This window comes from Actinoplanes sp. NBC_00393, from assembly GCF_036053395.1.
In the GTDB taxonomy this organism is placed as follows: domain Bacteria; phylum Actinomycetota; class Actinomycetes; order Mycobacteriales; family Micromonosporaceae; genus Actinoplanes.
In genome coordinates this window covers 1,161,425-1,186,289 of record NZ_CP107942.1, presented here as the reverse complement: position 1 = coordinate 1,186,289, position 24,865 = coordinate 1,161,425, and the positions used below count along the sequence as shown (strand labels likewise).

At 71.9% G+C, this 24,865-nt stretch carries 24 protein-coding genes; 12 read left to right on the top strand and 12 right to left on the bottom strand.

What is annotated here, in order from left to right; translation table 11 throughout:
- The first annotated feature begins 34 nt into the window (after positions 1 to 34).
- Positions 35 to 601, top strand: a complete 567-nt coding sequence (locus OHA21_RS05255) for a helix-turn-helix domain-containing protein (protein ID WP_328470716.1) — start codon at positions 35 to 37, stop codon at positions 599 to 601.
- On the opposite strand, the gene OHA21_RS05250 is transcribed toward OHA21_RS05255, so the two are convergent.
- The 3 genes from OHA21_RS05250 to OHA21_RS05240 all read right to left on the bottom strand — a co-directional run bounded on the left by OHA21_RS05250 (position 568) and on the right by OHA21_RS05240 (position 2,526).
- Entirely contained in the window at positions 568 to 780 is a 213-nt protein-coding gene (locus OHA21_RS05250; protein ID WP_328470714.1) for a hypothetical protein, read from the bottom strand. The genes OHA21_RS05255 and OHA21_RS05250 overlap by 34 nt on opposite strands.
- 19 nt (positions 781 to 799) lie before the next feature.
- Positions 800 to 2,305, bottom strand: coding sequence for a multicopper oxidase family protein (locus OHA21_RS05245; RefSeq protein WP_328470712.1), 1,506 nt, complete (start codon positions 2,303 to 2,305; stop codon positions 800 to 802).
- A gap of 86 nt (positions 2,306 to 2,391) precedes the next feature.
- Positions 2,392 to 2,526 (bottom strand): hypothetical protein, encoded by a 135-nt coding sequence (locus tag OHA21_RS05240; RefSeq protein ID WP_328470710.1) that lies wholly within the window; start codon positions 2,524 to 2,526, stop codon positions 2,392 to 2,394.
- A 129-nt stretch (positions 2,527 to 2,655) separates the two neighbouring features.
- Here OHA21_RS05240 and OHA21_RS05235 point away from each other — a divergent pair, with 129 nt between their 5' ends.
- Positions 2,656 to 2,952, top strand: a complete 297-nt coding sequence (locus OHA21_RS05235) for a hypothetical protein (RefSeq protein WP_328470708.1) — start codon at positions 2,656 to 2,658, stop codon at positions 2,950 to 2,952.
- Here OHA21_RS05235 and OHA21_RS05230 read toward each other — a convergent pair.
- The 6 genes from OHA21_RS05230 to OHA21_RS05205 form a co-directional block, all read right to left on the bottom strand.
- Entirely contained in the window at positions 2,900 to 3,847 is a 948-nt protein-coding gene (locus OHA21_RS05230) for a DUF5995 family protein (protein ID WP_328470706.1), read from the bottom strand. The two genes, OHA21_RS05235 and OHA21_RS05230, sit on opposite strands and share 53 nt — an antisense overlap.
- Before the next feature lie 98 nt (positions 3,848 to 3,945).
- Positions 3,946 to 4,380 (bottom strand): SHOCT domain-containing protein, encoded by a 435-nt coding sequence (locus tag OHA21_RS05225; protein WP_328470704.1) that lies wholly within the window; start codon positions 4,378 to 4,380, stop codon positions 3,946 to 3,948.
- Between the two features lie 53 nt (positions 4,381 to 4,433).
- Complete coding sequence (locus OHA21_RS05220; protein ID WP_328470702.1) at positions 4,434 to 5,414, bottom strand: S1 family peptidase; 981 nt, start codon at positions 5,412 to 5,414, stop codon at positions 4,434 to 4,436.
- A gap of 42 nt (positions 5,415 to 5,456) precedes the next feature.
- Positions 5,457 to 5,699 carry a hypothetical protein gene (locus OHA21_RS05215; RefSeq protein ID WP_328470700.1) on the bottom strand — a complete coding sequence of 81 codons (243 nt, stop codon included), beginning with the start codon at positions 5,697 to 5,699 and terminating at the stop codon, positions 5,457 to 5,459.
- A gap of 28 nt (positions 5,700 to 5,727) precedes the next feature.
- The gene (uppS, locus tag OHA21_RS05210) at positions 5,728 to 6,489 is read right to left on the bottom strand and encodes a polyprenyl diphosphate synthase (protein ID WP_328470698.1); all 762 of its coding nucleotides are present in this window, start codon (positions 6,487 to 6,489) and stop codon (positions 5,728 to 5,730) included.
- A 61-nt stretch (positions 6,490 to 6,550) separates the two neighbouring features.
- Positions 6,551 to 8,437 carry an acyl-CoA dehydrogenase family protein gene (locus tag OHA21_RS05205; protein WP_328470696.1) on the bottom strand — a complete coding sequence of 629 codons (1,887 nt, stop codon included), beginning with the start codon at positions 8,435 to 8,437 and terminating at the stop codon, positions 6,551 to 6,553.
- A gap of 157 nt (positions 8,438 to 8,594) precedes the next feature.
- Between OHA21_RS05205 and OHA21_RS05200 the strand changes: the two genes are divergently transcribed.
- The 4 genes from OHA21_RS05200 to OHA21_RS05185 are packed head-to-tail and all read left to right on the top strand — an operon-like array spanning position 8,595 to position 10,819.
- A complete protein-coding gene (locus OHA21_RS05200; RefSeq protein WP_328470694.1) occupies positions 8,595 to 8,972 on the top strand; it encodes a hypothetical protein in 378 nt (125 codons plus the stop codon).
- Positions 8,969 to 10,018: a type VII secretion target gene (locus tag OHA21_RS05195; protein ID WP_328470692.1), complete on the top strand. Its 1,050-nt coding sequence runs from the start codon at positions 8,969 to 8,971 to the stop codon at positions 10,016 to 10,018. The genes OHA21_RS05200 and OHA21_RS05195 overlap by 4 nt, the downstream gene beginning before the upstream one ends.
- Positions 10,019 to 10,070: 52 nt before the next feature.
- Positions 10,071 to 10,499: an ATP-binding protein gene (locus tag OHA21_RS05190; RefSeq protein WP_328470690.1), complete on the top strand. Its 429-nt coding sequence runs from the start codon at positions 10,071 to 10,073 to the stop codon at positions 10,497 to 10,499.
- Positions 10,496 to 10,819, top strand: a complete 324-nt coding sequence (locus OHA21_RS05185; RefSeq protein WP_328470688.1) for an STAS domain-containing protein — start codon at positions 10,496 to 10,498, stop codon at positions 10,817 to 10,819. Before OHA21_RS05190 ends, OHA21_RS05185 begins: the two co-directional genes overlap by 4 nt.
- On the opposite strand, the gene OHA21_RS05180 is transcribed toward OHA21_RS05185, so the two are convergent.
- Positions 10,820 to 11,992 (bottom strand): pyridoxal phosphate-dependent aminotransferase, encoded by a 1,173-nt coding sequence (locus OHA21_RS05180; protein ID WP_328470686.1) that lies wholly within the window; start codon positions 11,990 to 11,992, stop codon positions 10,820 to 10,822.
- 170 nt (positions 11,993 to 12,162) lie between these two features.
- Between OHA21_RS05180 and OHA21_RS05175 the strand changes: the two genes are divergently transcribed.
- The 6 genes from OHA21_RS05175 to OHA21_RS05150 all read left to right on the top strand — a co-directional run bounded on the left by OHA21_RS05175 (position 12,163) and on the right by OHA21_RS05150 (position 23,602).
- Complete coding sequence (locus OHA21_RS05175; protein WP_328470684.1) at positions 12,163 to 13,221, top strand: Hsp70 family protein; 1,059 nt, start codon at positions 12,163 to 12,165, stop codon at positions 13,219 to 13,221.
- A gap of 54 nt (positions 13,222 to 13,275) precedes the next feature.
- Positions 13,276 to 15,132: a glycoside hydrolase family 15 protein gene (locus OHA21_RS05170; RefSeq protein WP_328470682.1), complete on the top strand. Its 1,857-nt coding sequence runs from the start codon at positions 13,276 to 13,278 to the stop codon at positions 15,130 to 15,132.
- A 29-nt stretch (positions 15,133 to 15,161) separates the two neighbouring features.
- On the top strand, positions 15,162 to 15,491 hold the full coding sequence (locus OHA21_RS05165) for a trypco2 family protein (RefSeq protein WP_328470680.1): 330 nt from the start codon (positions 15,162 to 15,164) through the stop codon (positions 15,489 to 15,491).
- 9 nt (positions 15,492 to 15,500) lie between these two features.
- Positions 15,501 to 17,411, top strand: coding sequence for a trypsin-like peptidase domain-containing protein (locus tag OHA21_RS05160; protein ID WP_328470678.1), 1,911 nt, complete (start codon positions 15,501 to 15,503; stop codon positions 17,409 to 17,411).
- Positions 17,412 to 17,424: 13 nt separating this feature from the next.
- Positions 17,425 to 20,292 carry a hypothetical protein gene (locus tag OHA21_RS05155; RefSeq protein WP_328470676.1) on the top strand — a complete coding sequence of 956 codons (2,868 nt, stop codon included), beginning with the start codon at positions 17,425 to 17,427 and terminating at the stop codon, positions 20,290 to 20,292.
- Between the two features lie 85 nt (positions 20,293 to 20,377).
- Complete coding sequence (locus OHA21_RS05150) at positions 20,378 to 23,602, top strand: S8 family serine peptidase (protein ID WP_328470674.1); 3,225 nt, start codon at positions 20,378 to 20,380, stop codon at positions 23,600 to 23,602.
- A 22-nt stretch (positions 23,603 to 23,624) separates the two neighbouring features.
- Here the strand turns inward: OHA21_RS05150 and OHA21_RS05145 are convergent, their stop codons facing one another.
- Both OHA21_RS05145 and OHA21_RS05140 read right to left on the bottom strand, forming a co-directional pair.
- On the bottom strand, positions 23,625 to 24,107 hold the full coding sequence (locus OHA21_RS05145) for a cupin domain-containing protein (protein ID WP_328470669.1): 483 nt from the start codon (positions 24,105 to 24,107) through the stop codon (positions 23,625 to 23,627).
- A 54-nt stretch (positions 24,108 to 24,161) separates the two neighbouring features.
- Positions 24,162 to 24,839: a galactose-binding domain-containing protein gene (locus OHA21_RS05140; protein WP_328470667.1), complete on the bottom strand. Its 678-nt coding sequence runs from the start codon at positions 24,837 to 24,839 to the stop codon at positions 24,162 to 24,164.
- Positions 24,840 to 24,865: the final 26 nt, after the last annotated feature.

Below are 24,865 nucleotides of genomic sequence, written 5' to 3'. Positions count from 1 at the left end.
CCCAGGAAACTTGCGAAGACCGCAAACTGCTGGCGTGGACCTCGAACTGGCGCAGCTGCTCGACGGCATCGGCCCGCGTCTGCGCCGGATCCGCCAGGACCGGGGCCTGACGCTGGAGGATCTGGCCGGCCCCACCGGTCTGTCGGTGAGCACCCTGTCCCGGCTCGAGGCGGGCAAGCGCCGTCCCACCCTGGATCTGCTGATTCCGCTGGCCCGCGCGTACCGGATGGCCCTGGACAATCTGATCGGCGCCCCGCCGACCGGCGATCCGCGTGCCCATCTGACGCCGCACCGCAGTCACGCCCGGACCGGTAACAGCAGCGTCGTCATCCCGCTGACCACCTATCCGGGCCGGGTACAGGTGTTCAAGCAGATCCTCGGCGCCGGCCCCGGATCACCGGAGCTGGTCGCCCATCCCGGTCACATCTGGTTCTACGTGCTGGCCGGGCAGGTGCGGCTGCTGCTGGGCGACAGCGAGCGTCTGTTGAAGCCGGGCGACATCGCGGAGTTCGACACCGGCGAGCCGCACTGGTTCGGCCCGGCCACCGAGATGCCCGCCGAGATCCTTCATTTCTCCAGCACGTCGAGCCGTTTGACCTGACGGCCGCGCGGGGTCAGGTAAAGCCGGACGTAGGCGCCGGGCGCGACCCGCGCGTAGTCGTCGCGGCTCACCGGGGTGCCGGTGACCGGGTCCCGGCCGTCGTCGACGGCGGCGACCAGGCCGATGCCGCCGACCACGACGACCACCGCCCATGCTGCGATGTCCTTCAATGCCTCCACGACCGCATTGTGCGCGGCCTCAGCCACCGTGGTCGTGATGCGCGGCGAGCTGCGGCTGCCCGCCGGGTTCGACGACCACGAACTGGCCCATCATGCCCTCGTCCTCGTGCCGCAGGACGTGGCAGTGGAACATGTACGGCGTCGCCGGGTCCGCGAACCCGGAGAACCGCATGATCACCGTGTAGCCCTCGTGCGCCGGCAGGTGGACGGTGTCCTTCCAGCCGCTCAGCAGCGGCGGCACCGGCTGCCCGTCGGTCCGCCTGAGCACCTGGAACTGCACGTCGTGGATGTGGAAGCTGTGCGGGGTGCCGTGCCCGTTGACGACCGTCCACACCTCGGTGGTGTCCTTGGTGACCACGGCGTCGACCCGGCGGTGGTCCATCTTGCGCCCGTTGATGTCACGGGTGCTGAACGTCATCTCCCGGGCGTCGGCAGCCGTCGACGGGTTGAGGCGCGGGATGTCCACCAGCTTCGCCGGCACGGCCGGGCTGGGCTTCAGCGTCGCCGCCGCACGCAACTCCAGTACGTCGAACTTGTCGCCCCCACCCTGGAAGCGCCGGGTCGCGAAGTCACCGTCCGGTGCCTGTGGCCCGCTGCGCAACACCACCCGCTCGCCGGGCCGCATCGCCACCAGCACCTCGGCCCGTTCACCGGGCGACAGTGGCACCCGCTGCACCTGGTGCGGCCGGTCCAGCAGCCCGCCGTCGCTGCCGATCAGCGTGAACGGCCGCCCGTCGGAGAGCTGGAAATTGAAGAACCGGGCGGTCGCCGCGTTCAGCAGCCGCAGCCGCACCAGCGAGGTGGTGACGTCGAGGTACGGCCCCGGCGTCCCGTTGACCAGCACCGAGTCGCCGAGGATGCCGATCTCGCTGCCGAACCGGCCGTTCTCGGAGAGCTGCCCGTCGTCGTCGAACGCCTTGTCCTGCACCATCACCGGCACGTCGTCGACGCCGTACTCGTGCGGCAGCGACGCCACGTCGGTGGCCGGGTCGTCGATGAGGAACATCCCGGCCAGGCCGCGGTACACCTGCTTCTCGGTCCGCTCGTGCGGGTGCGGGTGGTACCACAGGGTGGCGGCGGGCTGGTCGACCTTCCAGTGCGGGGCGAAGGTCGTACCGGGCCGGATCGGCTGGTGCGGGCCGCCGTCCATCTTCGCCGGCAGATGCATGCCGTGCCAGTGCACCGTGGTGTCCTCGCCGAGTTCGTTGGTGATGTTGACGACCACCTGCTCGCCACGCTTGGCCCGCAGGGTCGGCCCGAGGTGGTCACCGTTGTAGCCCCACGTCTCGGTCGCCCCGCCCTGCCCGAGGTCGGCCTGTCCGGCCCGGGCCCGCAGGTCGAAGACCCGCCGGCCGTCCTGGTCCAGCCTGGACTCGGCGAGCGGCGGGACGGCCAGCGCACGGTCGAAGGCGACGTCGCCGACCGTGTCGATCGGCGGCCGCAGCAGCACCCAGGCGCCCACACCCGCGCCGACCACGGTCAGCACGACAAGGACCAGCAACCCACGGAACAGAAATTTGCGCACGCCTGAGGCTGACCGGCCGACGGGGTACGTTTCCAGAGCTGGGACGGCATGCCGGGGAAAGCTCCGGGCGGCACCCGGAGCCCCGCTCAGGGATCACCCGGCACCGCACCGGGGAGGACTCCGTAGGCTGGCCGCATGGTGAACCCGCCGCAGGACCGGCTGTCGCGTACGGCCCGGACCTGTGCCGCGATCACCGAGTCCCGGCCCTTCGAGATCGTCATCGTCACCGTGATCGCCCTGGCGTTCTTTCCCCGGCCTGCACGGCGACTCGCCGGCGCTGCGCGTGATCCGGATCGCCCGGGTGCTGCGCCTCGTCCGCTTCTCCCCCGGCCTGCGCACTGGTCTACTACGTGAGCTACGTCCTGATCACGGTGAACCTGCTGCTCAACATCCTGATCGCGGTCATCGTCAACTCGATGGAGGAGGCGCGCCGACTGGAGATGACCGAGCGTCTGGCGACCGACGAGGACCACGACGGCATCCCGGACGAGATCGACCGGATCATGATCAGTCAGCGGCTCGACGACCTGCGCGCCCTGATCGCCGAGCTGGAGCAGGACCTGCGACTGGACCGCGACGACGGCGCCCGGCTGATCAGTCCGAGATCTGGGCCGGCCTCGGGCGTGGCCGGCTCGCCCCCACGCTGACCAGCGTCCTACGCCAGAGCGATTTCGCCATGGCGGTCGCGGTCAGCCACAGCACCTTGACGATGCCGACGCCGGTCAGCAGCGTCTCCCCGGCCATCGCCGCCACCCGGTCCATCACCGTGCAGGCGCGGGCCAGGTCGTCCTCGTCCTCGCGCAGGTCCCAGAGCCGCTCGGCCTGCTCCCACGCCAGGGCCCGGGTGGTCCGGACCAGCACCCGCTGGCTCCAGTCGTCGAGCTCGCCCACGCAGCGGTCGATCTCCATCTGCCAGGCGGTGGCGAACCGGCGGCGCAGCGGCGGGATGTGCTTGTAGAAGATCTTGTTGACGACCAGGTAGTCGGGGTGCTGCGGGCCGTCGCCGGGATAGCCGAGCCGCTTCCAGGTGGCGACCAGGGCCAGCGCCAGGTCGTGGTTGATGTGCGCGTTGACGCCGAGCACGGCCGCTTCCAGGGCGGTCACCTCGCCGTCGTGGGCCCGGCGGAACAGCACCTCCCACGCGTCCGGGGTGTCCGGGCTCAGTCCGCCCCAGGATCCGAGCGCCGTGAAATACAGCCGGGCGAACTCGACGTCGAGCACCTCGAGCCAGCGGGCGTCGGTGACGTCCGGGCCGCGCAGGTGCTCGGCGACCTGCTCGGTGATGGTCGTGTACAGCGAGTTGAACGCGGCCACCCGGTTGTTGCCCGGGCTCGGCGGCAGGCTGTCGAAGATCAGCTGCAGCTGCTTGAGCCGGGCGACCACCCCGGCGATGTCCTCCGGCGGCGTCTGCAGCAGGGCGGCCATCTCCTGATGCGACGGCTCCCACCCGCGCACCACGCTGCCGCCACCGTTCAGACCCTGCCGGCAGTCCCGCAGCCGCTTCGCGCTCGACTCCGCGAGCTCCCGATCGAAATCCACCACGACAAACCCCTCCCCCGGCGAACACTTCATGGTCGGTGCCGGCCGGGGCAAGGGTGGTCCGGATTCCGCGTCAGCAGCGTCGGATCATTGACATTGACTTATCCCGCGACCGGTGCGGGGGAGGTGGTCGTGCCGAGGGCGCGGGACTTCAGGTGCTCGAACTCGGCGGCGCTGATCGTGCCCGCGTCGAGCAGCTGCTTCGCCTGGGCGATCTCGTCGGCGGGGCTGCGTGGCGCCGGCGCCACGCCGGAGTCGGCGGCCACCGACCGGATGTAGGCCTCCTGCTGCTTCTGCAGCTCGGCGTGCTGGGCCAGGGCACGTTCGGACATGCCGTTGCCCCGGGCGATCAGATAGACGAGGGCGCCGATGGCCGGCAGGAAGATGAGGAAGAGCGACCACAGCGTCTTGCCGAGGCCACCGAGATCCCGGCTGCGGAACAGGTCGCCGAAGATCCAGAACAGGCAGAACAGCCACGCCACGAAGATGAAGAACTCCAGCATGGCCAACAGAAAGGATCCGTTGTCATCGAACATGTCATCAGTGCAGCGCCCGGCCGGACCCGGGGCCTCATCCGTAGCGGATTAATTCAGCCGCGCCGGCGGTGACCCCGGTAACGGCGGCCGCGCCGCAGCGCCGCCAGCAAGAGCACGACGCTTCCGACGGCTACCGGAACGGTCAGCAGCGCGACCGGCGGCAGGGTCCGGCCGGCCGGCTCCTGCGGGGCGGCCGCCACCGGGTCCGGGACGCGCGACGGCGGCCGGGACGCGGCCGGTGCCGGGGGTGACGGCGGCGCCGCCAGGTCCTTCTTGATGACCGAGAGGATCCACGGGGCCAGGGCGTCGACCCGGGTGGCGATGTCCGGGCCGGTGTGCGGGCAGTCCGGGCCGCGGCTGACCACACCGATCACGACGGCCGGGCCGTTCTTGGGCTCGGTGAAGTAGGGACCGCCGGAGTCCCGCTCGCACGGGCTGGTGTCCGCCCGCGGCGCGATCCCGGACAGGCCCATCTCGGTGGTGTCGACCGACGTCACCTCGAACCGGCCGGTTCGCAGGCGATCGGGCGTACGCTCGGCGCCCTTCCTGGTGAAGCCATAACCGACCAGCCGGGCCCGCTGCCCGTCGGCCGGCTTGCTGCGGCTCAGCCGCAGCGGGGTGATGCCGGTGATCGCCTTGTCGATCCGGGCCAGTGCCACGTCCGCCTTGCCGTGCTGGCGCACCTGGACCACGTTCGCGGTGAAACCGGCCTTGCCGGTCAGGTCGGCCCGGCCGACCGTGGCGATGGTCCGCTCGGCGACCGTGCGCGACACCCGTTTGCCGCTCAGATCGCGGAAGCAGTGTGCGGCGGTGAGCACCCAGTGCGGGGAGATCAGCCCGCCGGAGCAGGAGCTGTCCCGGGTGCCGCCGTCCGCGGTGGGAATGCCCAACTCGGTGATCTTGACGGCGAATGTGTACCGGCCGTCGGGGACGCTGTCACCGTGTGCGATGGCGTGTGCGGGCGTGGGGGCGGCGACCGCACCGACCGTGACGGCGGCGACGACCGCGGCGACGGTCCCCCATAGCTTTCTCAACGGCTGTGGAGCCTACGCGACCCGATCAAGCACCGCCGACCCTCATCCCGGCATGCCGCAGCGTTCCCGGTACTCGGTGCGCCACCGGCGGACCTGGTCGTCGTCGTGCCGGTCCAGGCCGTGCAACCGGTCGAGGGCCCACCGGACGTGCTCGTCCTCGACGGCGACGTCGAACCACTGGGAGGCCCACTTGTCCGCTTCGTCGCGCGTGCGGACCCCGACGATGAGCGCGGTGAACCACGCGTCGAGATCGGCCCGGGTGGGCGCCGGCCGGGTGGTGGTCACGCAACCACCCTGCCAGAGCGGGAGCGCCTCAGGCGCCGAAACGGCGGTGCCGGGCGGCGTACGAGCGCAGTGCCCGCAGGAAGTCGACCTTGCGGAAACCGGGCCAGTAGACGTCGCTGAAGTGCAGTTCCGAGTAGGCGGCCTGCCACAGCAGGAAACCGGACATCCGGCGCTCGCCGCTGGTGCGGATCACCAGGTCCGGGTCGGGCTGGCCGCTGGTCCACAGGTGCGCGGCGATCTGCTCGGCGGTCAGCCGCTCGGCGATGTCGTCGACGCTGTGCCCGGCCCGCCCCTCGGCCTCCAGCAGCGAGCGGAACGCGTTGACCAGTTCGTCGCGGCCGTCGTAGCCGATGGCGATGGTCAGGTGGAAGTCGCCGCGGGTCCGCTCCCCGGCCAGTTTGAGCGCGTGGCGCGTCGACTCGGGCAGCACGTCGAGCCGGCCGGCCAGGTGCACCTGCCAGAGGCTGCCCGGCCGCTGCAGCCGCTCGGCGACCACCTCCTCGATCATCCGCATCAGGTTGCCGACCTCGCCGGAGTCACGCTTGGTCACGTTGTCCACCGAGGCCAGGAAGACGGTGACGTGCCGGATGCCGTACTCGGCGCACCAGCGGAGCACCTCGTCGAGGTGTTCGGCGCCGTAGCGGTGGCCGATCCGCGGGTCCTCGAAACCCATCTGCCGGGCCCAGCGGCGATTGCCGTCCATCACCATCGCGACGTGCCGGGGCAGGGTCACGCCCGCCAGCTGCCGGCGCAGGCGGCGGGCGTACAGGGTGTAGAGGAGCTTCGCCATGCCCGGATCCAACCAGCTCCGTCGCCCAGCCGGCCGGGCCTGCACGAAACCCTCACACGACCTACACCGGTGGCGGGATCCGGCGGCGCACGTCCTCGACCGTGGCCGGCCCCGGCTGCCAGGCCGCCACCCACGCCGCGTCGTCCGGCGGGGAGATCACGCCCTCCTCCAGGAAGGCGTACTTGCCGCCGAGCACACCACGGGCCGCCTTCACGTCCAGGGCGTCGGTGTTGTCCCAGAGCGCGGCGAACAGCGCCTCGGCGCGCAGCCGGGCCTGGCGGCAGAACAGGTCGGCCAGCTGGGTGCCCTCCGGCCGCTTCTCCCGGGCGGCGCGCACGCACACCGCGGACATCGCGAACAGCTCGGCGCCGATGTCCACGATCCGGCCCAGGAAGCCCTGCTTGCGCTCCAGCTTTCCCTGCCAGCGCGACATCGCGTAGAAGGTGGACCGGGCCAGTTTGCGGGAGGCTCGTTCGACGTACCGCAGATGGGCGGCGAGAGGACCGAATTCCGCGTACCCCGAAGGGTTCTGGCCCTTGCCCACCGCGAGCGTCGGCAGCCAGCGTGCGTAGAACGCGCCGGCCCGCGCGCCGGCGCGGGCCTTGCCGCCCAGCCCGACGTCCGGGTCGATGATGTCGCCCGCCACCGACAGGTGCGCGTCGACCGCCTCCCGGGCGATCAGCAGGTGCATGATCTCGGTGGAACCCTCGAAGATCCGGTTGATCCGCAGGTCGCGCAGGATCTGCTCGGCCTCGGCCGGGCGCTCGCCGCGGGCCCGCAGCGAGTCGTCGGTCTCGTAGCCGCGCCCGCCGCGGATCTGGATCAGCTCGTCGGCGATCCGGTACGCCGTCTCGCTGGCGAACAGTTTGACCAGCGCCGCCTCGATCCGGATGTCGTTGCGGTGATCGTCGGCGATCAGGCAGCACAGATCCAGCATGGACTCCATCGCGTACGTCCCGGCGGCGATGAACGCGATCTTCTTGGCCACCGCCTCGTGCTCGCCGACCGGCCGGCCCCACTGCACCCGCTCCCCCGCCCACTCGCGGGCGATCGCCAGCGACCGTTTGCCGGCGCCGACACACATCGCGGGCAGCGACAGCCGGCCGGTGTTCAGCGTGGTCAGCGCGATCCGCAGGCCCTTGCCGAGGCCGCCGATCACGTTCGCCTCCGGCACGAACACGTCGTGGAAGCGGGTCACGCTGTTCTCCAGGCCGCGCAGGCCGAGGAACGCGTTGCGCCGCTCCACGGTGATCCCCTCGGAGTCACCCTCGACGACGAACGCGGTGATCCCCTTGTCGGGCACCCGCGCCATCACCACGAGCAGGGTGGCCAGGGTGCCGTTGGTGGCCCACAGCTTCACCCCGTTGAGCTTGAAGCCGCCCTCGACCGGCTCGGCGACCGTGCCGAGGCGGGCCGGGTCGGAGCCGACGTCCGGCTCGGTGAGCAGGAACGCGGAGACCTCGCCGGCCGCCAGCCGGGGCAGGAACGCCTTCTTCTGCGCCTCGGTGCCGAACATCTTGAGCGGCTGCGGCACCCCGATCGACTGGTGTGCGGACAGCAGCGCAGCGGTGGCGGCGTTCACCGAGCCGATCAGCGTCAGCGCCTTGCAGTAGTGCAGGTTGGACAGGCCGAGCCCGCCATACTCCTTGTCGATCTTCATGCCGAAGGCGCCGAGCCGGGCCAGGCCGTGGAACACCTCGTCGGGGATGCGGGCGTCGCGCTCGATCTGCGGCCCGTCCACCTCGGTACGCACATACGCCCCGAGCTTGTCGAGGAACTCCTCGGCGCCGGCGTCACCGGGCGGGGCTGGATCGAGCAGATCGAGCCGGAACCGGCCCAGGAACAGTTCCTTGCCGAAGCTGGGCTTACGCCACTCGGACTCCCGGGCGGCCTCGGCGGTCTGCCGGGCCTGCTTCTCGGAGACATCGCTGCGCTGCGTCGCGGTCATGGTCCACTCCCTTGACCCGTCGGTAACCGCCAGGCTACCCAGGTCTGTTACCAGGCGGTAGCCGTGCCGGTTCGACGGTCGCCGGGAATTTCTGGATGGCGGGCAACGGCGAACGCGGGGCTCGTCGCGGCGGTGACCAGCCTGCGATGCTGCGGACATGGACCACGGGGGATCGAACACCGCAGATCTGCGCCGGTATCTGGAGGACGCGGCGTACCGCGCCCGGCGCACCACCGACGAGTGGCGCGACCTCGCCGACGCGCGGCTCACCCGCATTCCGGAGCCGCCCACCGACCGGGACGAGCCGCCCGACGACGCGCCGCCGCAGTACCGCGACGTGCTCGCCCGCCTCGACCGCGGCGAGCTGGAGTGGTCGCAGCTCATGGACCCGGACATCGCCGACCCGGACTGCCGGGCGGTGGCGGCCTGGCTGGACCGGCGGATGCGGATCGTCGAGGACGCCTGCTGGTCGGCACGGCACGGCACGCCGTTCGACGAGGCCTACGACGCGGCCGTCCGGAGGGCCGGGCGATGACGATCAAGGTCGAGACCGAATATCTGCGGGGGTACGCCACCCGGCTGGAGAACAACGCCGACCTGGCGCTGGAGCAGCTGGCCGGCTACGTGCGGCAGCACTGCTTCGACATGACCGGGCTCAACGGCGTGCTGGACAAGATCCAGCCGAGCCTCACCGAGGTGGCTCAGGGGATGGTCGACCTCATCGGCGCCTTCCAGCAGGCCCTGCGGCGCACCGCGGACAACCTGCGCCGCTCCGCGGACGCCTACGACGAGACCGATTACGGCAATGCCGAGCAGATCTGGATCCGGATCGGCGAGGGGCACATGCCGCGTACGTGGGTGGGGCGCGATGTCGCGTCGGCCGGCCCGACCACGTCCGGCGGCGCCCTGCTCTACCTCGACGCACCGGTCTTCACGCCGGAGATCGGCGAGGTCACCGAGGCCATCGGCGGCGGCTTCGAGCTGGCCATCAGCGCCATCAAGAAATTCACCGGGTACGACGTGATGGCCGAACTGGGCCCGGTGCTGCTCGGCGACTGGGGTGCGCTGCGCCGCATCGGCGCCGCCTGGAACGAGGTCGAGGAGGCCTGGCGGGCCGTCGCCGTGGACGTCAGCGCCGGCATGGACGTGCTCTCCGACCACTGGGACTCCTCGCCGCTGGACGCGCTCGGCGCCTCCCGCGCCTTCGACCACCACATCCGGGCCCGCTGGATGACCGCCCTGGACGCCGCCGCCCAGCAGGCCGACGCCATGGAGCAGATCTGCGAGTACCTGGCCGACATGTACGAGCACACCGTCAAGAGCATCATCTGGATGGTCCAGGTCGCGCTCGAACGCGTCATGAAAATGATCAAGTCGCTGATGATGGTGCGCAACCTGAAGCAGTTCGCCGAGGCGGTCTGGGAGGTCGGCGCCGATCTGATCGGGTTGATCCAGGACGGCATCGAACTGGCGATCGGGCAGGTGCAGATGTTCGCTCAGGGCGCCCAGATGTCCGGCTCGGCGCTGCGGATGCTGCGCAACGAGGCGGACGGTGACTTCGGGGTGCTCCAGGGCGGGTGACGGACAGGTTGTGCTACCCGGGTACGCCGTACGGCCGTAACCTGCGGGCCGGATGAGCACACTGACGGCCCACTTCGACCTGCCCCTGGACAACCAAGCGCCCGGGTGGTCGCGCCGCGCGGTCACCGCGGTGCTGCGCTCCTGGGGACTGCACGAACCGGACTGGACCGCCGACGCCTGCGCCGTGGTCAGCGAACTGGTCACCAACGCGGTCCGGCACGGCGGCGGCAGCATCGCCCTGGACCTGGAGGCGCACGGCCGCGACGTCGTCGTCTCGGTCTCCGACGGCTCCCCGGTCCTGCCCCGCCCCCGCCCGCCCGACGAGACCGGCGGCCTCGGGCTGGTGCTGATCGACTCCCTCACGGTCCGGTGGTACGCCCAGCCGCACCACGACGGCAAACGGGTTCGGGCCCAGCTTCTCCCCTGTCCCAGCGGTGGGCACGCGGACACCGTCAGCGCACGATCGGCGGAGCCGGCATGAACATCGTCAGGCACACCACCGGCAACGGTGCGGCCACCCTCGCCCTCACCGGCGACCTCGACCTGGCCACCGCCCATCTGCTCGACCAGCACGTGCACCGCGCGCTGGCCGAGTCCCGGCCGGCCGGGCTGGTCATCGACGTCACGCACCTGGAGTTCTGCGACTCCACCGGGGTGCACGCGCTGATCCGGGCCCGGCGCGAGGCGCACCAGCACGGCAGCACGTTCCAGGTGACCAACCCGAACGGGATCACCCGGCGCACCCTCCAGGTCACCGGGGTCTTCGAGGTGCTGACCGCGCGGTCCGGGCCGCGCTGCTGACTACAGGCCGGCGACGAACCGGTGCAGCCGGGCGAGCCCCTTACGCAGGTCGGACTGGGACGCGGTGTACGACAGCCGCACGTGGGTGTCCGCGGTGTGCGTACCGAAATCGCGTCCCGGGGTGAGCGCGACGTGTGCCTCCTGCAGCGCCCGCTCGCAGAACTGCCACGAGCTGAGCCCGGTGCCGCTGACGTCGAAGTAGCAGTAGAAGGCGCCGTCCGGCGGAACCGGGACCGGCAGACCGATCCGGGCCAGCCCGTCCAGGACCAGGGCGCGGCGGGCCCCGAACTCGGCGCGGCGCTCCTCACAGACCGCCCGCGCCTCCGGGGTGAAACAGGCCAGCGCGGCCTCCTGCGCCGGAGCCGAGGCGCAGATGTAGTAGTTCTGCGCCAGCCGCTCCACCGCCGGCACCAGCACCTCCGGCAGCACGCACCAGCCGAGCCGCCAGCCGGTCAGCCCGAAGTACTTGGAGAAGCTGTTGATGACCACGACGTCCGGGTCGACGGCCAGCGCGGTCCGCGGCAACCGGCCCTCGCAGTCGCGGTCGCTCAGGTCCAGGTAGATCTCGTCGACGATGCTCCAGGCGCCGTGCACCCGGGCCAGCCGGCAGATCGCGGCGAGCTCACCGGCGGGGACCGAGGTGCCGGTCGGGTTGGACGGGGTGGCGACCATGACTCCGCCGGTCTGTTTCGACCAGTGTGCGCGTACCGATGCCTCGTCCAGCTGGAACCGGGTCGCCGGGGTGGTCGGCACCAGCCGCACGATCCCGCCGAAGCTCTCGATGATCTGCCGGTTGCAGGGGTAGGAGGGGTCCGCGATGATCACCTCGTCGCCCGGGTCGACCAGCGCCGCGGCGGCCAGGACCAGGGCGGCCGAGGCGCCGGCGGTCACCACCACCCGGGCCGGGTCCACCTCGATGCCGTGCTCGTCGCGGTAGAAACCGGAGATCGCCTGCCGCAGCGCGGGCAGCCCGAGCGCCGCCGTGTACGGCAGCGGGCGCCCGTCCATCACGTCCCGCATCGCCGCGCGCACCACCGGGGGCGCCCCGAAGTCCGGCTCGCCGATGTTCAGCTTGACGATGTGATGACCGTCGGCCTCCAGCATGGCGGCGTGTTTCGCCACCTCCATCGCGTAGAACGGTGCGATGGCCTGCGCCCGGCTGGAGATCTTCACGCCCAGACTCTAAGGGGTCCGGGCGCCCGCTCGCCGCGACCCGTCATTGGCGATTTTTCCCTACCTTCCGGGCGATCTCTCTGACCACCGGGAGGGATCGATCTGTCACTATGCGAAGAAGATCCCGGTCGGCCCCGTACGCCAATCGTCCCTTTGGGACACTGCCGGACATGCCCGCCGCGGATCTTCGTCTGGCCGTCGACATCGCCGCCTGGTGGACCACCGCGGTGTACGAGTCCGCCGGCACGCTGCGGCCGGTCTTCTTCGACGGCCAGGCCCGGCTGCCCTCCGGCGTCTACCAGAACCCCGACACCCGGGCGCTGACCATCGGCACCCCGGCCCTGGCGGCCAGCGCGGAGCTGGCCGAGGGTTACCGGCCCGACCCGATGACGCTGCTGCACACCGGCACCCCCGCCCCGGACGCCCGGTTCGACCCGGTCGCGGCGCTCGCCGCGCTGCTCGCCCACGTCGCGGAGGCCGCGACGGCACAGGCCCGGGCCCGGGTCACCGAGCTCATCGTCGTCACCGCCCGCCGCTGGGGGCCGTCGGCCCGCCAGCGCCTGGACCGGGCCGCCACCGGTGCCGGGCTGCCCACCCCGGAGATCGTCACCGTGGCCGCGGCCGCCGCGGTCCTGGCCGGCGCCGCCCCGGCCGGCCCGTTCATCACGGTCTGCACGACCGGCGAGGCGACCCCCGAACTCACCGTGGTGGACGCGGCGCACGGCTACCGGCAGCTGGCCACCGCCCCGGTACGCGACCCCGGCTCCCCCACCGTCGACGAGGCCCTGATCCGGCTCGCCGCCGAACGTGCCTCCCCCGGCACCGACCCGGCCGCGGCGCTCGACGACTGGCGGGTCGCCCGCGAGATCCAGCAGGCCCGCACCGCCCTGGCCGTCCAGCCGGTCGTGCCCACGCTGCTGCCCGAACCGCATCCGGCCGTCGTGCTGACCCGCGAGGACCTGACCGCGGCGACCGCCACCCACCTCAGCCGCCTCGACGAGGCGGTCAAACGGCTCCTCGCCGACGCCGCCCTGGCCCGCGGCGACATCGGCCCGGTCGTGCTGGTCGGGGACGACGGCGCCCTGCCCGCGGTCGAGGCCGGCCTGTCCGCCGGCGGCCTGCTGCCGGCGGTCACCATCCGCGACCCGCACGCGATCGTCACCGGCGCGCTGCGGCTCGGCCCACCGACCGGCCGGCCATGGCGGGCCTGGCCCTGGCGGCGCCGCTAACTCATCCGCCCGGAGTGATGCCGGGCGCTGCCGGGCGGTCGCATGCTGGCCGGCATGGCTGACTACCCGCTCATCGCCGACCACGGGCTGATCGGCGACCTGCAGACCGCCGCCCTGGTCACCACGGACGGCACCGTCGACTGGTGGTGTGCGCCCCGGTTCGACTCGCCGAGCGTCTTCGGCGCCCTGCTGGACGCCGAGCGCGGCGGTCACCTGACCACCCGGCCCACCACCGAGGCGTTCACCACCAAGCAGCTCTACCTGCCGGACAGCGCGGTGCTGGTCACCCGGTTCCTGACCGCCGGCGGGGTCGGCGAGATCATCGACTTCATGCCGGTCACCGCCGGTGACACCGCGTCCGACCGGCACTGTCTGGTGCGTCTGGTGCGCTGCGTCCGCGGTGAGATCACCTTCGCGGTGCACCTGGCACCCCGGTTCGACTACGGCCGCGAGCCGCACCAGGCCCACATCACCGAGGACGGGGTGGTCTTCGAGGGCGCCCGTAACGCGCTGACGGTCCGGGTGATCCGCGAGCCGGACGACGAACGCAAGGGCCGGTTCTGGGTGGACAACGACGGCGACGTCCGTGGCGAGGTGCGGCTCACCGCCGGCGAGGCACGCGGCCTGGTGCTGGAGACCGGCGCCGGGACGCTGCGCGCCGTGCGGGTGGCCGAGGCGTTGCGGTTGTTCGACGACACCGTCGCCTTCTGGTCGTCGTGGATCGGCGGATGCACGTACGACGGGCGCTGGCGCGAGATGGTGCACCGCTCGGCGATCACGTTGAAGCTGATGACGTACGCCCCCAGCGGCGCCCTGGTCGCCGCGCCCACCGCGGCCCTGCCCGAGCAGCTGGGCGGCGAGCGCAACTGGGACTACCGCTACACCTGGGTACGCGACGCGTCGTTCTCGGTCTACTCGCTGCTCTCGCTCGGCTTCACCGACGAGGCCGCCGGACTGGCCCGCTGGCTGCGCGACCGGGTGCACGAGCAGACCGAGAAGGACGGCAGCGGCCCACTGCGCCTGATGTACCGGGTCGACGGCTCCAGCGACCTCGTCGAGGAGACCCTGCCGCACTGGGAGGGCTACCGCGGCTCCGCGCCGGTCCGGATCGGCAACGGCGCGGCCGGCCAGCTCCAGCTCGACATCTACGGCGAGGCCCTGGACAGCCTGTACGTCGCCAACCGGCACGGCCTGGCCCCCGGTCACCAGGGCTGGCTGGCGATCCGCGACCTGCTCGACTGGGTGGCCGCCAACTGGTCACAGCCCGACGAGGGCATCTGGGAGACCCGCGGCGGCCGGCAGAACTTCACCTACGGCCGGCTGATGTGCTGGGTCGCCCTGGACCGCGGCCTGCGGATGGCGAACGACTACGGCCGGCCCGCCCCGCTGGACACCTGGCGTCAGCAGCGCGACGCCATCTACGACGAGATCATGCAGCGCGGCTGGAGCCCGGCCCGGCAGGCCTTCCGCCAGCACTACGAGACCGACGTGCTCGACTCCTCGCTGCTGCGGATGCCCACGGTCGGGTTCATCACCCCGGGTGACCCGATGTGGACCTCGACGCTGCGGGCCATGGAGTCCGAGCTGGTCACCGACAGCCTGGTCTACCGCTACGACCCGGCCGCCTCACCGGACGGCCTGGCCGGCGACGAGGGCACCTTCTCGCTCTGCACCTTCCAGTACGTCACCGCGCTGGCCGGCGCCGGCGAGCTCGACAAGGCCCGGCTCACCTTCGAGAAGATGCTGACGTACGCCAACCACCTGGGCCTGTTCTCCGAGGAGATCGGCCTGACCGGCGAGCAGCTCGGCAACTTCCCGCAGGCCTTCACCCACCTGGCCCTGATCGACGCCGCGATCGCCCTGAACCGTGGTCTCGACGGGCAGCGGGGTGTCGGGAACCGGACAGTCTAGGCGATCCCGGGCGCGGGATCATCGAGGCCATGGATGGTCGAATCGAACTGGCCGAGGCGATCGCGCTGCTGCGTGAGGAGCTTCAGGAGGCCCGGATCCGCGGCGCCGGCGAGCAGCTGCAGTTCAACGTGGGGCCGGTGGAGCTGGAGTTCCAGGTCGAGATAGCGCGCGAGGCCGGGGCGAGCGGCAAGGTGCGGTTCTGGGTCGTAGAGGCCGGCGCCGACGGCAAGCTGGCCTCCCGGTCCACTCAGGTGGTGCGGATCAGCCTGGAGCCGGTCGACGGACGGACCGGCAAGCAGCTGGCAGTCGCGGAGAACGACCGGCCGAGCCGGTCCCGGGCGTCCGCGGCGAGCGAGTAGCGGCGGGTCATGGAGCTCTCCGACGACGTCGTCAAGGGACTCAGCGACCTGCTCCGGGAGTGCACGGCCCGCATCACCCCGCTGAGCGGGACCCGGCCGGCCGGCGCCGCCTTCTTCGTCAGCAGCACCCTGCTGGTGACCAACCGGCACGTCGTCGAAGAGGCCGTCGAGGTGACGGTGCAGCCGTTCGGCGCCGAGCCGCGGACCGGGACGGTGCTGCCACCGTCGGAGTCGCACCCCGACCTCGACATCGCGCTCGTCGAGGTGGACGCCGACCCGGCGATCCCGGCGGTGCTGCTGCACCGCGACCTCGACATCGGCGCCTACCGGCTGGCCGGCTTCCCGCGCGAGGACTTCTACGAGGACATGGCCGGCGGGCTCGAGGTGGTGCCCGCCGACGGCCATCCCCGCTACCACACCAGGACCGGGACACTCGAGCTGTTCCGGCTGACCGGAGTGCAGATCAAACCCGGCTTCTCCGGCGGGCCGGTGCTCAACACCGGCACCGGCGCCGTGTCGGCCGTCTGCGTCTACTCGGAAGATCCGGACTTCGACCTCGGCGGCGGCGCCATACCGGTGAACACCGTCCTGGACGCCTATCCCCAGCTGGCCAAACTCGCCGCCGAGCCGCCGGAGGCCATCCGCCGTTGCCGCGAGCTGCTGGGCCGCGCCCACTGGGAGAGCCTCGGCCTGGTGTGGAGCCGCGACCAGCAGGTGGACATCTACCTCAACGGCAACCGCAGCCAGTGGCGGATCGGCATCCGCCCCGACGACCTGGGCCCGGTCCGCACCGTGCGCGACCTCGGCGACGACATGAGCGAGGTGCTCGTCGGCTGGGCGCGCAGCTCCGGGCGCCGCGACGAACCCGAGGTGCGGCTGCTCGGCCGGCTGCTGTCCGCGGCGATGTTCCCCGCCGAGGTCGCCGACCGGCTGCCCCGCCCGGCCGAGCGCAGCGAGGACCCGGTGCTGATCCGGTTGCACGTGGACCCGTCCGGCCCGCTCGCCGACCTGCCGTGGGAGTTCGCCACCGACCCGAAGGACCCGGAGCGGTTCCTCGCCGCCACCGACGGATACGCGTTCGTCCGGGTCAACTCCACCGTGCCGCGGGGCGGCGGCGGAACCCTGCGGCGCAACTCGCCGGACGAGCAGGTCGGCGTGTTCGCCATCGTGGTCCAGCCGGACGACATCACCCGCTGGCCGCCGGTCGTGCACAGCCAGAACCTCATGCCGTGGCCGTCCAGCGCCGAGATCGAGGACGGCATCGCCGGCTCGGTCGGCGCCGCCCGCACGGCAGAGGGTTCCGCGGCGTTCCGCTACGACCTGTTGACCAATCCCACGCTTGCCGAGATCAAACTGCGCCAGTCGAGCATCCAGGCCGACGTCGTGCACTACATGGGCTTCGGCTATCAGGAGCCCGAGTCCGACTCCACCTCCGGGCTGGACCGGGCCTGGATCGCCTGCTCGCCCGGGCGCCGGATGGAGAAGCCCCAGTATCACCGGGCCCGCGAGTTCCTCCAGGTCATCGCCGCGCTGCAACCGTCCCTGGTGATCCTCGAGTTCGGCCTGCCGCCGGTCGACCAGCCGTACGACATGCTCGGCAAGGGCTGCCAGCCGATCGGGCCCGCGGTGCTCAGCGCGGCCACCGAGCTCGGCTTCGACACCATGGTCTGCACCCGGCCGCTGCACCCGCACCAGTACGAACGGTTCAACCAGTTCTTCTACCCGCAGCTGGCGGCCGGCCGCACCGTCGAGCAGGCGGTGCAGGAGGCCCGGCAGGCGCTGATGACCGACAGCCTGATCGACTTCGCCGGGTTCGGCTGGTTCACCGTCACCACCGGCAACAATCCGTGGGCGCGGTTCTTCGAACGCCCCGCCTTCGCCGAGACCCGCGGCCGGCATCCCCGGCCGTCACGCGGATGAGGGGCGGCGACCGATGACCGGCATCCCGGAACCCGATGAGCTCGTCGCCCAGCTCGATGGACGGCTGCGGCAGAAACGGCGGATCGACCTCGGCCTCAGCGCGGCGCTGCCGGAGATCACCGCCCACGCGCCGGCCGCCGGGTTCCAGCACGCACACCAGGTGCTGTTGCAGCGGGCGGCCGACCTGCAGGGCGCGATCGCCGACCTGAGCGCCGCGATGGCCCGGATCCGCGACGGCGAACGGGTGGTGCGCTTCACCGAGCTCGGCTGGCCGGAACGGCGTGCCGAACTGACCGCCGAGTGCGCGGACCGTCCGCTCGACGGGATCGCCGACTGGCTCGACGACTGGTTCTGCGCGGTCGCCGCGTACCGTCTCGATGCCTGTGCCCGGCTCACCGGGATAGCGAGTTCGCTGCCGGCCGGCACCGGCATCCTGGTCCGGCGCTGCACCGCGACGTGGGCGGCGTTGACCGTGCGGCACTGGGAGGTGGCCGCGCCACTGCTGGAGGCCGGCGCCCGGGGGGTGCCCGTGGGCGACCGGATCGTCCCGGACATGGAGGTCCGCCAGGACCTCTGGATGTTGCTCGTCCGGTTCGCGCTGAACGCCGGACGCACCGAAGAGGCCCGGCGGGTGCTCGAGGAGGCCGGTGGTGCCGGCGCCGGCCCGGTCTTCCGGGCGCTGTCGCACCGGCTCGAGGCCCTGCGGCCCGGCGCCGACCCGCCGCGCGCCGACCTGATGCGGATCGGCGCCGGCTCCGCCCCGGCCATGCTCGAGATGGCCCGCGTGCTGGCGATGTCGGCCGCGGACGCCTCACCCGACCTCAACGTGGACATGGGCATGTCGGCAGCCCGCAGCGCGGTGTCCGCCGCCCGCTCGCTGGACGACGCCGAACGCGAGATCGTCCGGATGCTCGACCCGGTCCCCGGCGAGATCCACCTCGCCCTGGCCGAACGCGCGCTCGGCGAGGAGCAGCGCGAACTCGCCGAGCGGTCACTGCGCAGCGCCGCGGACACCGGGCAGAACCGGGCGGTCCAGGCCGAGGCGCACGACCGGCTGGCGGATCTGGCCGGCGACACCGGGACCGAGCACCGGGAGTTGCTGGCCGCCGCGAGCGCCTGGAGCGACGTCCAGCACACCGGCCGGGCGCTGGCCGCCCTGCGACGGCTGCTCGCCGCCGACCCCGACCACATCGAGGCGCGTTGCCTGCTCGGCGGCTGCCTGCTGCAACTGGCCTGGTCGGCGAACGAGACGGAGGCCCAGGCCGCCCTGGACGAGGTCCTTGCCGTCACCACGGACATCCCGGCGCTGGTCGAGGCCCAGCGGCCCCGGCTCACCAACGCGGACTGGCTGCTGGCCTGGGGCTACTTCAACGAGAGCTACGTACGGGCCCGGCTGTCCCGCTACGCCCACGAGTCCGAGAAGGATCAGCAGTGGCGAGCGCTGGCCGCCGCTTTCCGGGCGGTCGCGCTGCAACCCGCGAACGGGTCCATGTGGGTCTCCCTCGCCGACGCCGCGTACGAACTGGGCCTCTGGTCGATGGCCGAGCTCGCCTCGGAAGCGGCCGCGCGGATCGCGCCCACCAGGGACAACGTGGCCGAGCACATCCGGGCGCTGATCAACGTGGGCGAGTTCGAGCGGGCCCTCGACGTGCTCAGCGAGCCGCGCACCGAGTTCGAGTGGAACATGAAGGCCCACCTCATGCTGCGCCTGGGCCGGCCGGCCGGCGCCGTCGGCATCTTCGCCGGCCACCCGCCGGAAGCACACGCGGCGTGGGCGAAGATCAGCCACATCCTGGCGCTGCTGCTGGCCGGCTCGCGGCCCGAGGCGATCGCCGCCGCCAAGGACGTGGACACCTGGCTGCGGACCCGGCTCGCCGACCGGTCCAACTGGTCGTCGGCCACCCGGGTCGGCCTGCTCACCGGCGATCACGAGCGGGTCGAGCTCTACGCCGGGAAGATGCGCCAGGCCGGCATGCACGAGGGCGACTTCGACCTGGCCGTGGTGCGGGTGGCCCAGGACCGCCTGCCGGAGGCGGAGGAGCTGCTGGTCTCGTACATCGACGCGTTCACCAGCCTGGACTCGGTGGCCAGCTGGGACAAGATCGAGCGTCCGCTCCTCGACCTGCTGGACACCGGCGGCAGGGTGGATCGCACCCGGCCGCTGCAGGCGCTCGACGCGGTCCGGGCCCGGTTGCAGGAGCGCCGGGATCCGGCGGCCGAGTTCCGGGCCGCCGACGGTGACGGCGTCGATCCGGACATCCGGACGGCGGCCGGGAAGCTGGGCCGGGTGGTCATGGCGATGGCCGCCGACGACCGGACGGCCGTGGAGCAGGGTGTCGCCGACCTGGACGACGTGGTGTCGCCCGCGGTTCGCACCTGGCTGGAGGGCGGGCACCAGGAGCCCGAACAGACGCTGCCGGCCGAATTCGATCAGACGCCGCAACCGGCCGAGCTCCTGCTGCTCCTGCCGCTGTCGTGGTTCCCCGGCGCCGAGGACCCGAACGTCAGCCACCCATTGTTCCTGCGGCACCTCCCCGAGATGCGGTTGAGTGCGCGAACCGAGATCCCGGGGCTGCGCGTCACCACCGATACCGGCCTCGAACCCGCCGGCTACCGGATCGTGCACGCCGACGTCATCCGGGAGGAGGGCGTTCTGCCGGCCGGCCGGCGCCTGCTCCCCGCCGCGGCCTGCGACCTGCTGCCGGCGGAGATCAGCGCCGAGGCCGAGCCGGAGAAACAGCCGGCGTTGCAGGAGCTCGGCGACTGCACGATTCCCGAGCCCGGCCCCGATTCGTTCGCCGCCCTGCTCTCCCTGAACCCGCTGGAAGCGGTCTCCCGGCGCGTGGAGGCCGCGGCCCGCGGCGTTCCGATCACTCGATAAATCTGCGATTGTCGATGCCTGGCCGGGGTGGTCCCGGCACGGGAGGCATCACATGCATCGGAGATCGCCAGTACTGCTGACCATCATGACTCTCGCCCTCGCCGGGCTCTCCGCCCCCGCCTCAGCTGCACCGCAACCTGCTCCGACCTCTACCGCTGAGAGCGCGACGGTCACCTTGATCACCGGAGACCGGGTGACCCTGCACGGCAAGGATGTGTCCGTCGACGCGGGGCCGGGCCGCGAGCGGGTCCGCTTCCTCAGCCAGACCATCGACAACCACCGGTACGTCATCCCGTCCGACGCGCTCGCCCTGCTGCGCGAGAATCGCCTCGACAAACGGCTCTTCGACGTCACCGAGCTGGCGGCGCTCGGCGCCGGGGACGAGATTCCGCTGCTCGTCGCGTACCCCGAAAAGGGATCGCTAAGCGCGAGATCCGCTCTTTCCGCGGGGGAAGCGCGGGTTTCGCGTGATCTGTCAGCGCTGGGCCTGCTCGCGGTCCGCGCCGACCTCGCCGCCCGCGGCGACCTCTGGTCGTCGCTCACCGCGGAGGCTGCCGGAGCACGCACGCTGCGCAGCGGCGTCCAGAAGGTGTGGCTCGACGGCCGACGCAGACTGAACCTGGACCGCAGCGTGCCGCAGATCGGCGCGCCCACCGCCTGGCAGGCCGGATACGACGGCACCGGCGTGACCGTGGCCGTCCTGGACAGCGGCATCGACCAGACCCACCCCGACTTCGCCGGGCAGATCGCCGGCACCCAGGACTTCACCGGATCCGGCAGCGTCGACGACGAGGTCGGGCACGGCACCCATGTGGCGTCCACCGTCGCGGGCACCGGCGCCGCGTCCGGCGGACGCTACAAGGGTGTGGCGCCCGGCGCGAAACTGCTCATCGGCAAGGTCTGCGGCACCGAGTTCTGCATGGACTCGCAGGTCCTGGAAGGCATGATCTGGGCGGCCGAACGCGCGCCGATCATCAGCATCAGCCTCGGCGGCCCGGACGGCCCGGAGGTCGACCCGCTCGAACAGGCCGTCAACGACCTCACCGAGCAGCACGACACCCTCTTCGTGATCTCGGCCGGCAACTCCGGGTTCGAGGGCCCCGGCTCGATCGGCTCACCGTCCAGCGCCGACGCGGCGCTCTCGGTCGGCGCCGTCAACCGCGACGACAGCCTGGCGAACTTCTCCAGCCGTGGCCCGCGACTCGGCGACGGCGCCGTGAAACCGGACATCACCGCGCCGGGCGTCGGCATCGTCGCCGCCAAGGCCGCACACGACATCATCGGCGAACCGGCGCCGGTGCCCCGCTACTCCACGCTCTCCGGCACGTCGATGGCCGCACCGCACGTCGCGGGCGCCGCTGCCATCCTCACCCAGCAGCATCCGGGCTGGTCCGCCCGGCTGCGCAAGAACACGCTGATGGCCTCGGCCAAGCCCACCGAGGGCGTCGGCTCCTTCGACCAGGGCGCCGGACGGGTCGACGTGGCCCGGCAGATCACCCAGACCGTCACCGTCGACGAGGGCAGCATCAGCTTCGGGATACAGCGGTGGCCGCACGACGACGACCAGCCGGTCAGCCGTACCGTCACCTACCGCAACTCCGGCACCGCGGCGGTCGACCTCACGCTGGCCGTCTCCGGCGGGCCGTTCACCGTGGCGGCCGCCACGCTCACCGTGCCGGCCGGCGGCACCGCGAGCACCACGGTCACCGCGGACACCCGCGGCGACGAGCCGGACGGCCCGCTCGGCGGCTACCTCACCGCGACCGCGGCCGGCGGCGTACGCGTCTCCACCCCGATCGGCATCGACAAAGAGGTGGAGAGCTACGACGTCACCGTCCGGACGATCAACCGGGACGGCTCGCCCAGCCTCGAGCACGCCGTCCTGTTCATCGGCCTGGACCGGTTCAAGGTCGTCGAAGCGGACGCGCCGCAGGCCACCCAGGTCGTCCGCGTCCCCAAGGGCAGGTACGGCGTGTTCGGCTGGGTCTACACCGAGCAGCAGAACACCCTGATGGCCGAATCCGCCGTGGTCGTCGACCGAGACCGCACGATCACCGTCGACGCCCGCAGGGCCGCACCGGTCCGGCTGGCCGCACCGCAGCGGGACGCCGGCATCGTGTTCGCCGCACTCAACACCGACTGGATCACCGACGACGCCTACTACGGCACCGGCATCGGACTGTCGAACTTCGACGAGGTGTACAGCGGGCCGATCTCGGACGCCACCGACCCGACGTTCCTCGGCTCGGTCAACAGCACGTTCGCCGCGCCGGGCGCCGCCGGGGACTTCCACAACAGCCCGTACGTCACCGACCTCGCCTACTTCAGCCCCGGCCGGATGTTCCACGGGCTGCGCAAATCGCCGCGGCTGTCCGAACTGGCGGCCCTCGACACGACGTTCGCCGCCGAGGCGACCGGTGTGCGGGGCGACAAGGCGAACCTCGCGCAGTTCCGCGAGGACACCGCCGCGTGGCTGGTGCCGGTCCCGTTCGACCTGCCGTTCCGCCGCACCGACTACGTCAACCCGCAGACCCAGTGGGGCGCGCAGTTCACCCAGTGGCAGCCACCGGCCGACGACACCGGCCGACCGACACTGATCAGTGACCTGACCGCGAGCCGGCAGCCGTACCGGGCCGGCCGCACCTACCGCCAGGACTGGAACCGGGGCGTCTTCGGCCCGACCGTGACCCAGCCGCCGTACGACGCGTTCTGGATCACCCGGACCGGCGACTTCCTGATCGCCTACCCGCCGCTGTCCAGCGACGGCAGCGGGCACCCCGGCTTCTCCTACGCGGCGACCGAGAAGGTGACGCTGTACCGCGGCGACACCAGGATCGGCGAGGGCCCCGAGTTCGAGGTGCCGCCCGAGCCGGCCACGTACCGCCTGGAAGCGACGTCGTCACGCGGCGCCCCGCACACCCTCTCCACCGAGATCCGCGCGACGTGGACCTTCCGCTCCGGCCACGTCGAAGGTGAGCAGTTCCAGCGGTTGCCGCTGCACACCGTACGGTTCGCCCCGCGCCTGGACGACCGCAACACCGCCCCGGCCGGCCGGCGCTTCGAGATCCCGGTGTTCGTCGAACCCCAGCCCGGCGCCGACGTGGGCCGGGTGCGTTCGGTGCGCGTCGAGGTCTCGTACGACGACGGCAAGACGTGGCGGGCCGCGCCGGTCACCGGCACTGGCGACAAGCGCGTCGCCACCGTCCAGCACCCGCGCGGCGCCGGCTTCGTCTCCCTGCGAACCGCCGCCGCCGACACCGACGGCAACACGGTCACCCAGACCGTGATCCGCGCCTACGCCCTCAGGTGATTCGCCGGAGCGGACCGCTTTCTCACTTCAGCCAATGGTTGTCGTGCTCGAGATAGAAGGCGGTCCGCTCCTCCTCACTCATCTCCGCCACCCGGACCAGCCCCTCGAAATACCCTTCCCGCGGCGCCCCCGGCGAGAAATGCAGCAGCATCGAGGCCGGCTGCCCCGACCGGTTCTTGAACCCGTGAATCCCACCGGCCGGCACATGCACATAATCGCCCGGCTCGGTGTCCACCCACTGCTTGCCGTCATAGATGCTCATGCTGCCGCTGAGGATGTAGAACGACTCCGTCAGCGTGTTGTGAAAATGCGGATCCGGCCCGGTCACCCCCGGTCCGCACTCCCACCGGTACAGCCCGAACAGCCCACCGGTCGACGCCCCGGACGACAGATAATGCACGCGCGTCCCGTTCGGATAGACAAGCTCCGGCTCAGTGCCGTCCGGCCGGTAGGTGGCGCTGATCTCGCCTTCGGTCCCGTGATACAGCGGAGGTGGATAGGTCATGGATCAAAACCTACGCTCCTGCCCGGTACGGGTGTCGCAGTCCCCGGCGCGCCGTCAGTGGACGGTGAGTTCCAGGATGCGTGACCAGTCGTTGCCGCCGTTCGCGGCGTGGGTGAGGATGCGCAGCTCCGCGGCGCGGCGCGGCGCGAACGTGCTGCGGGTGGTGGCGGCGGTGTTGCCGCGCACCGCGGCAACCGTCTCCCACCCGCCGGGCGTGGCCACCTGGATGTCCCAGTCGCGCAGGCCGAAACGGTGTGCCGGGTATTCGCTGGAGTCGACGGTGGCGACCTCGACCTGGCTGATCAGCTGCGGAGCCGGCCAGGTGAGCCGCAGCCAGTCCGGCCAGGTCCGAGGGGTGCCGTCGGCCCAGCCGGTGCCGTTCCACCAGTGGGTGGGGTCGGTGTCGCCGTCGAAGGCGCCGCAGGGCAGCAGGCCGGCGCGCAGCGATGAGGCGGTGACCTTCGAGGCGGACCGGGCCAGGTTGGGGTGCGGTGCCGGCGCACTGACCGTGACCGGCATCTTGAGCTGCTGGCCTGTGTCGGTGACCCGGATCGAGTAGGTGCCGGGCGCGGTTCCGGCGGCGGCACTGATGGTCACCGGGACGGTCCGGGTGTAGCCGGGCGGCAGCCAGGTGGAGATCAGCCGGCGGGGCAGGTGCAGAGGTCCGGCGGGGGCGAGGCGGGCTTCGGCGTAGAGGGCCGCGCGGCCCGGGTTGGTGAGCTTCACGGTCACGGCGGCGCCGTTGCACGGACCGGCGG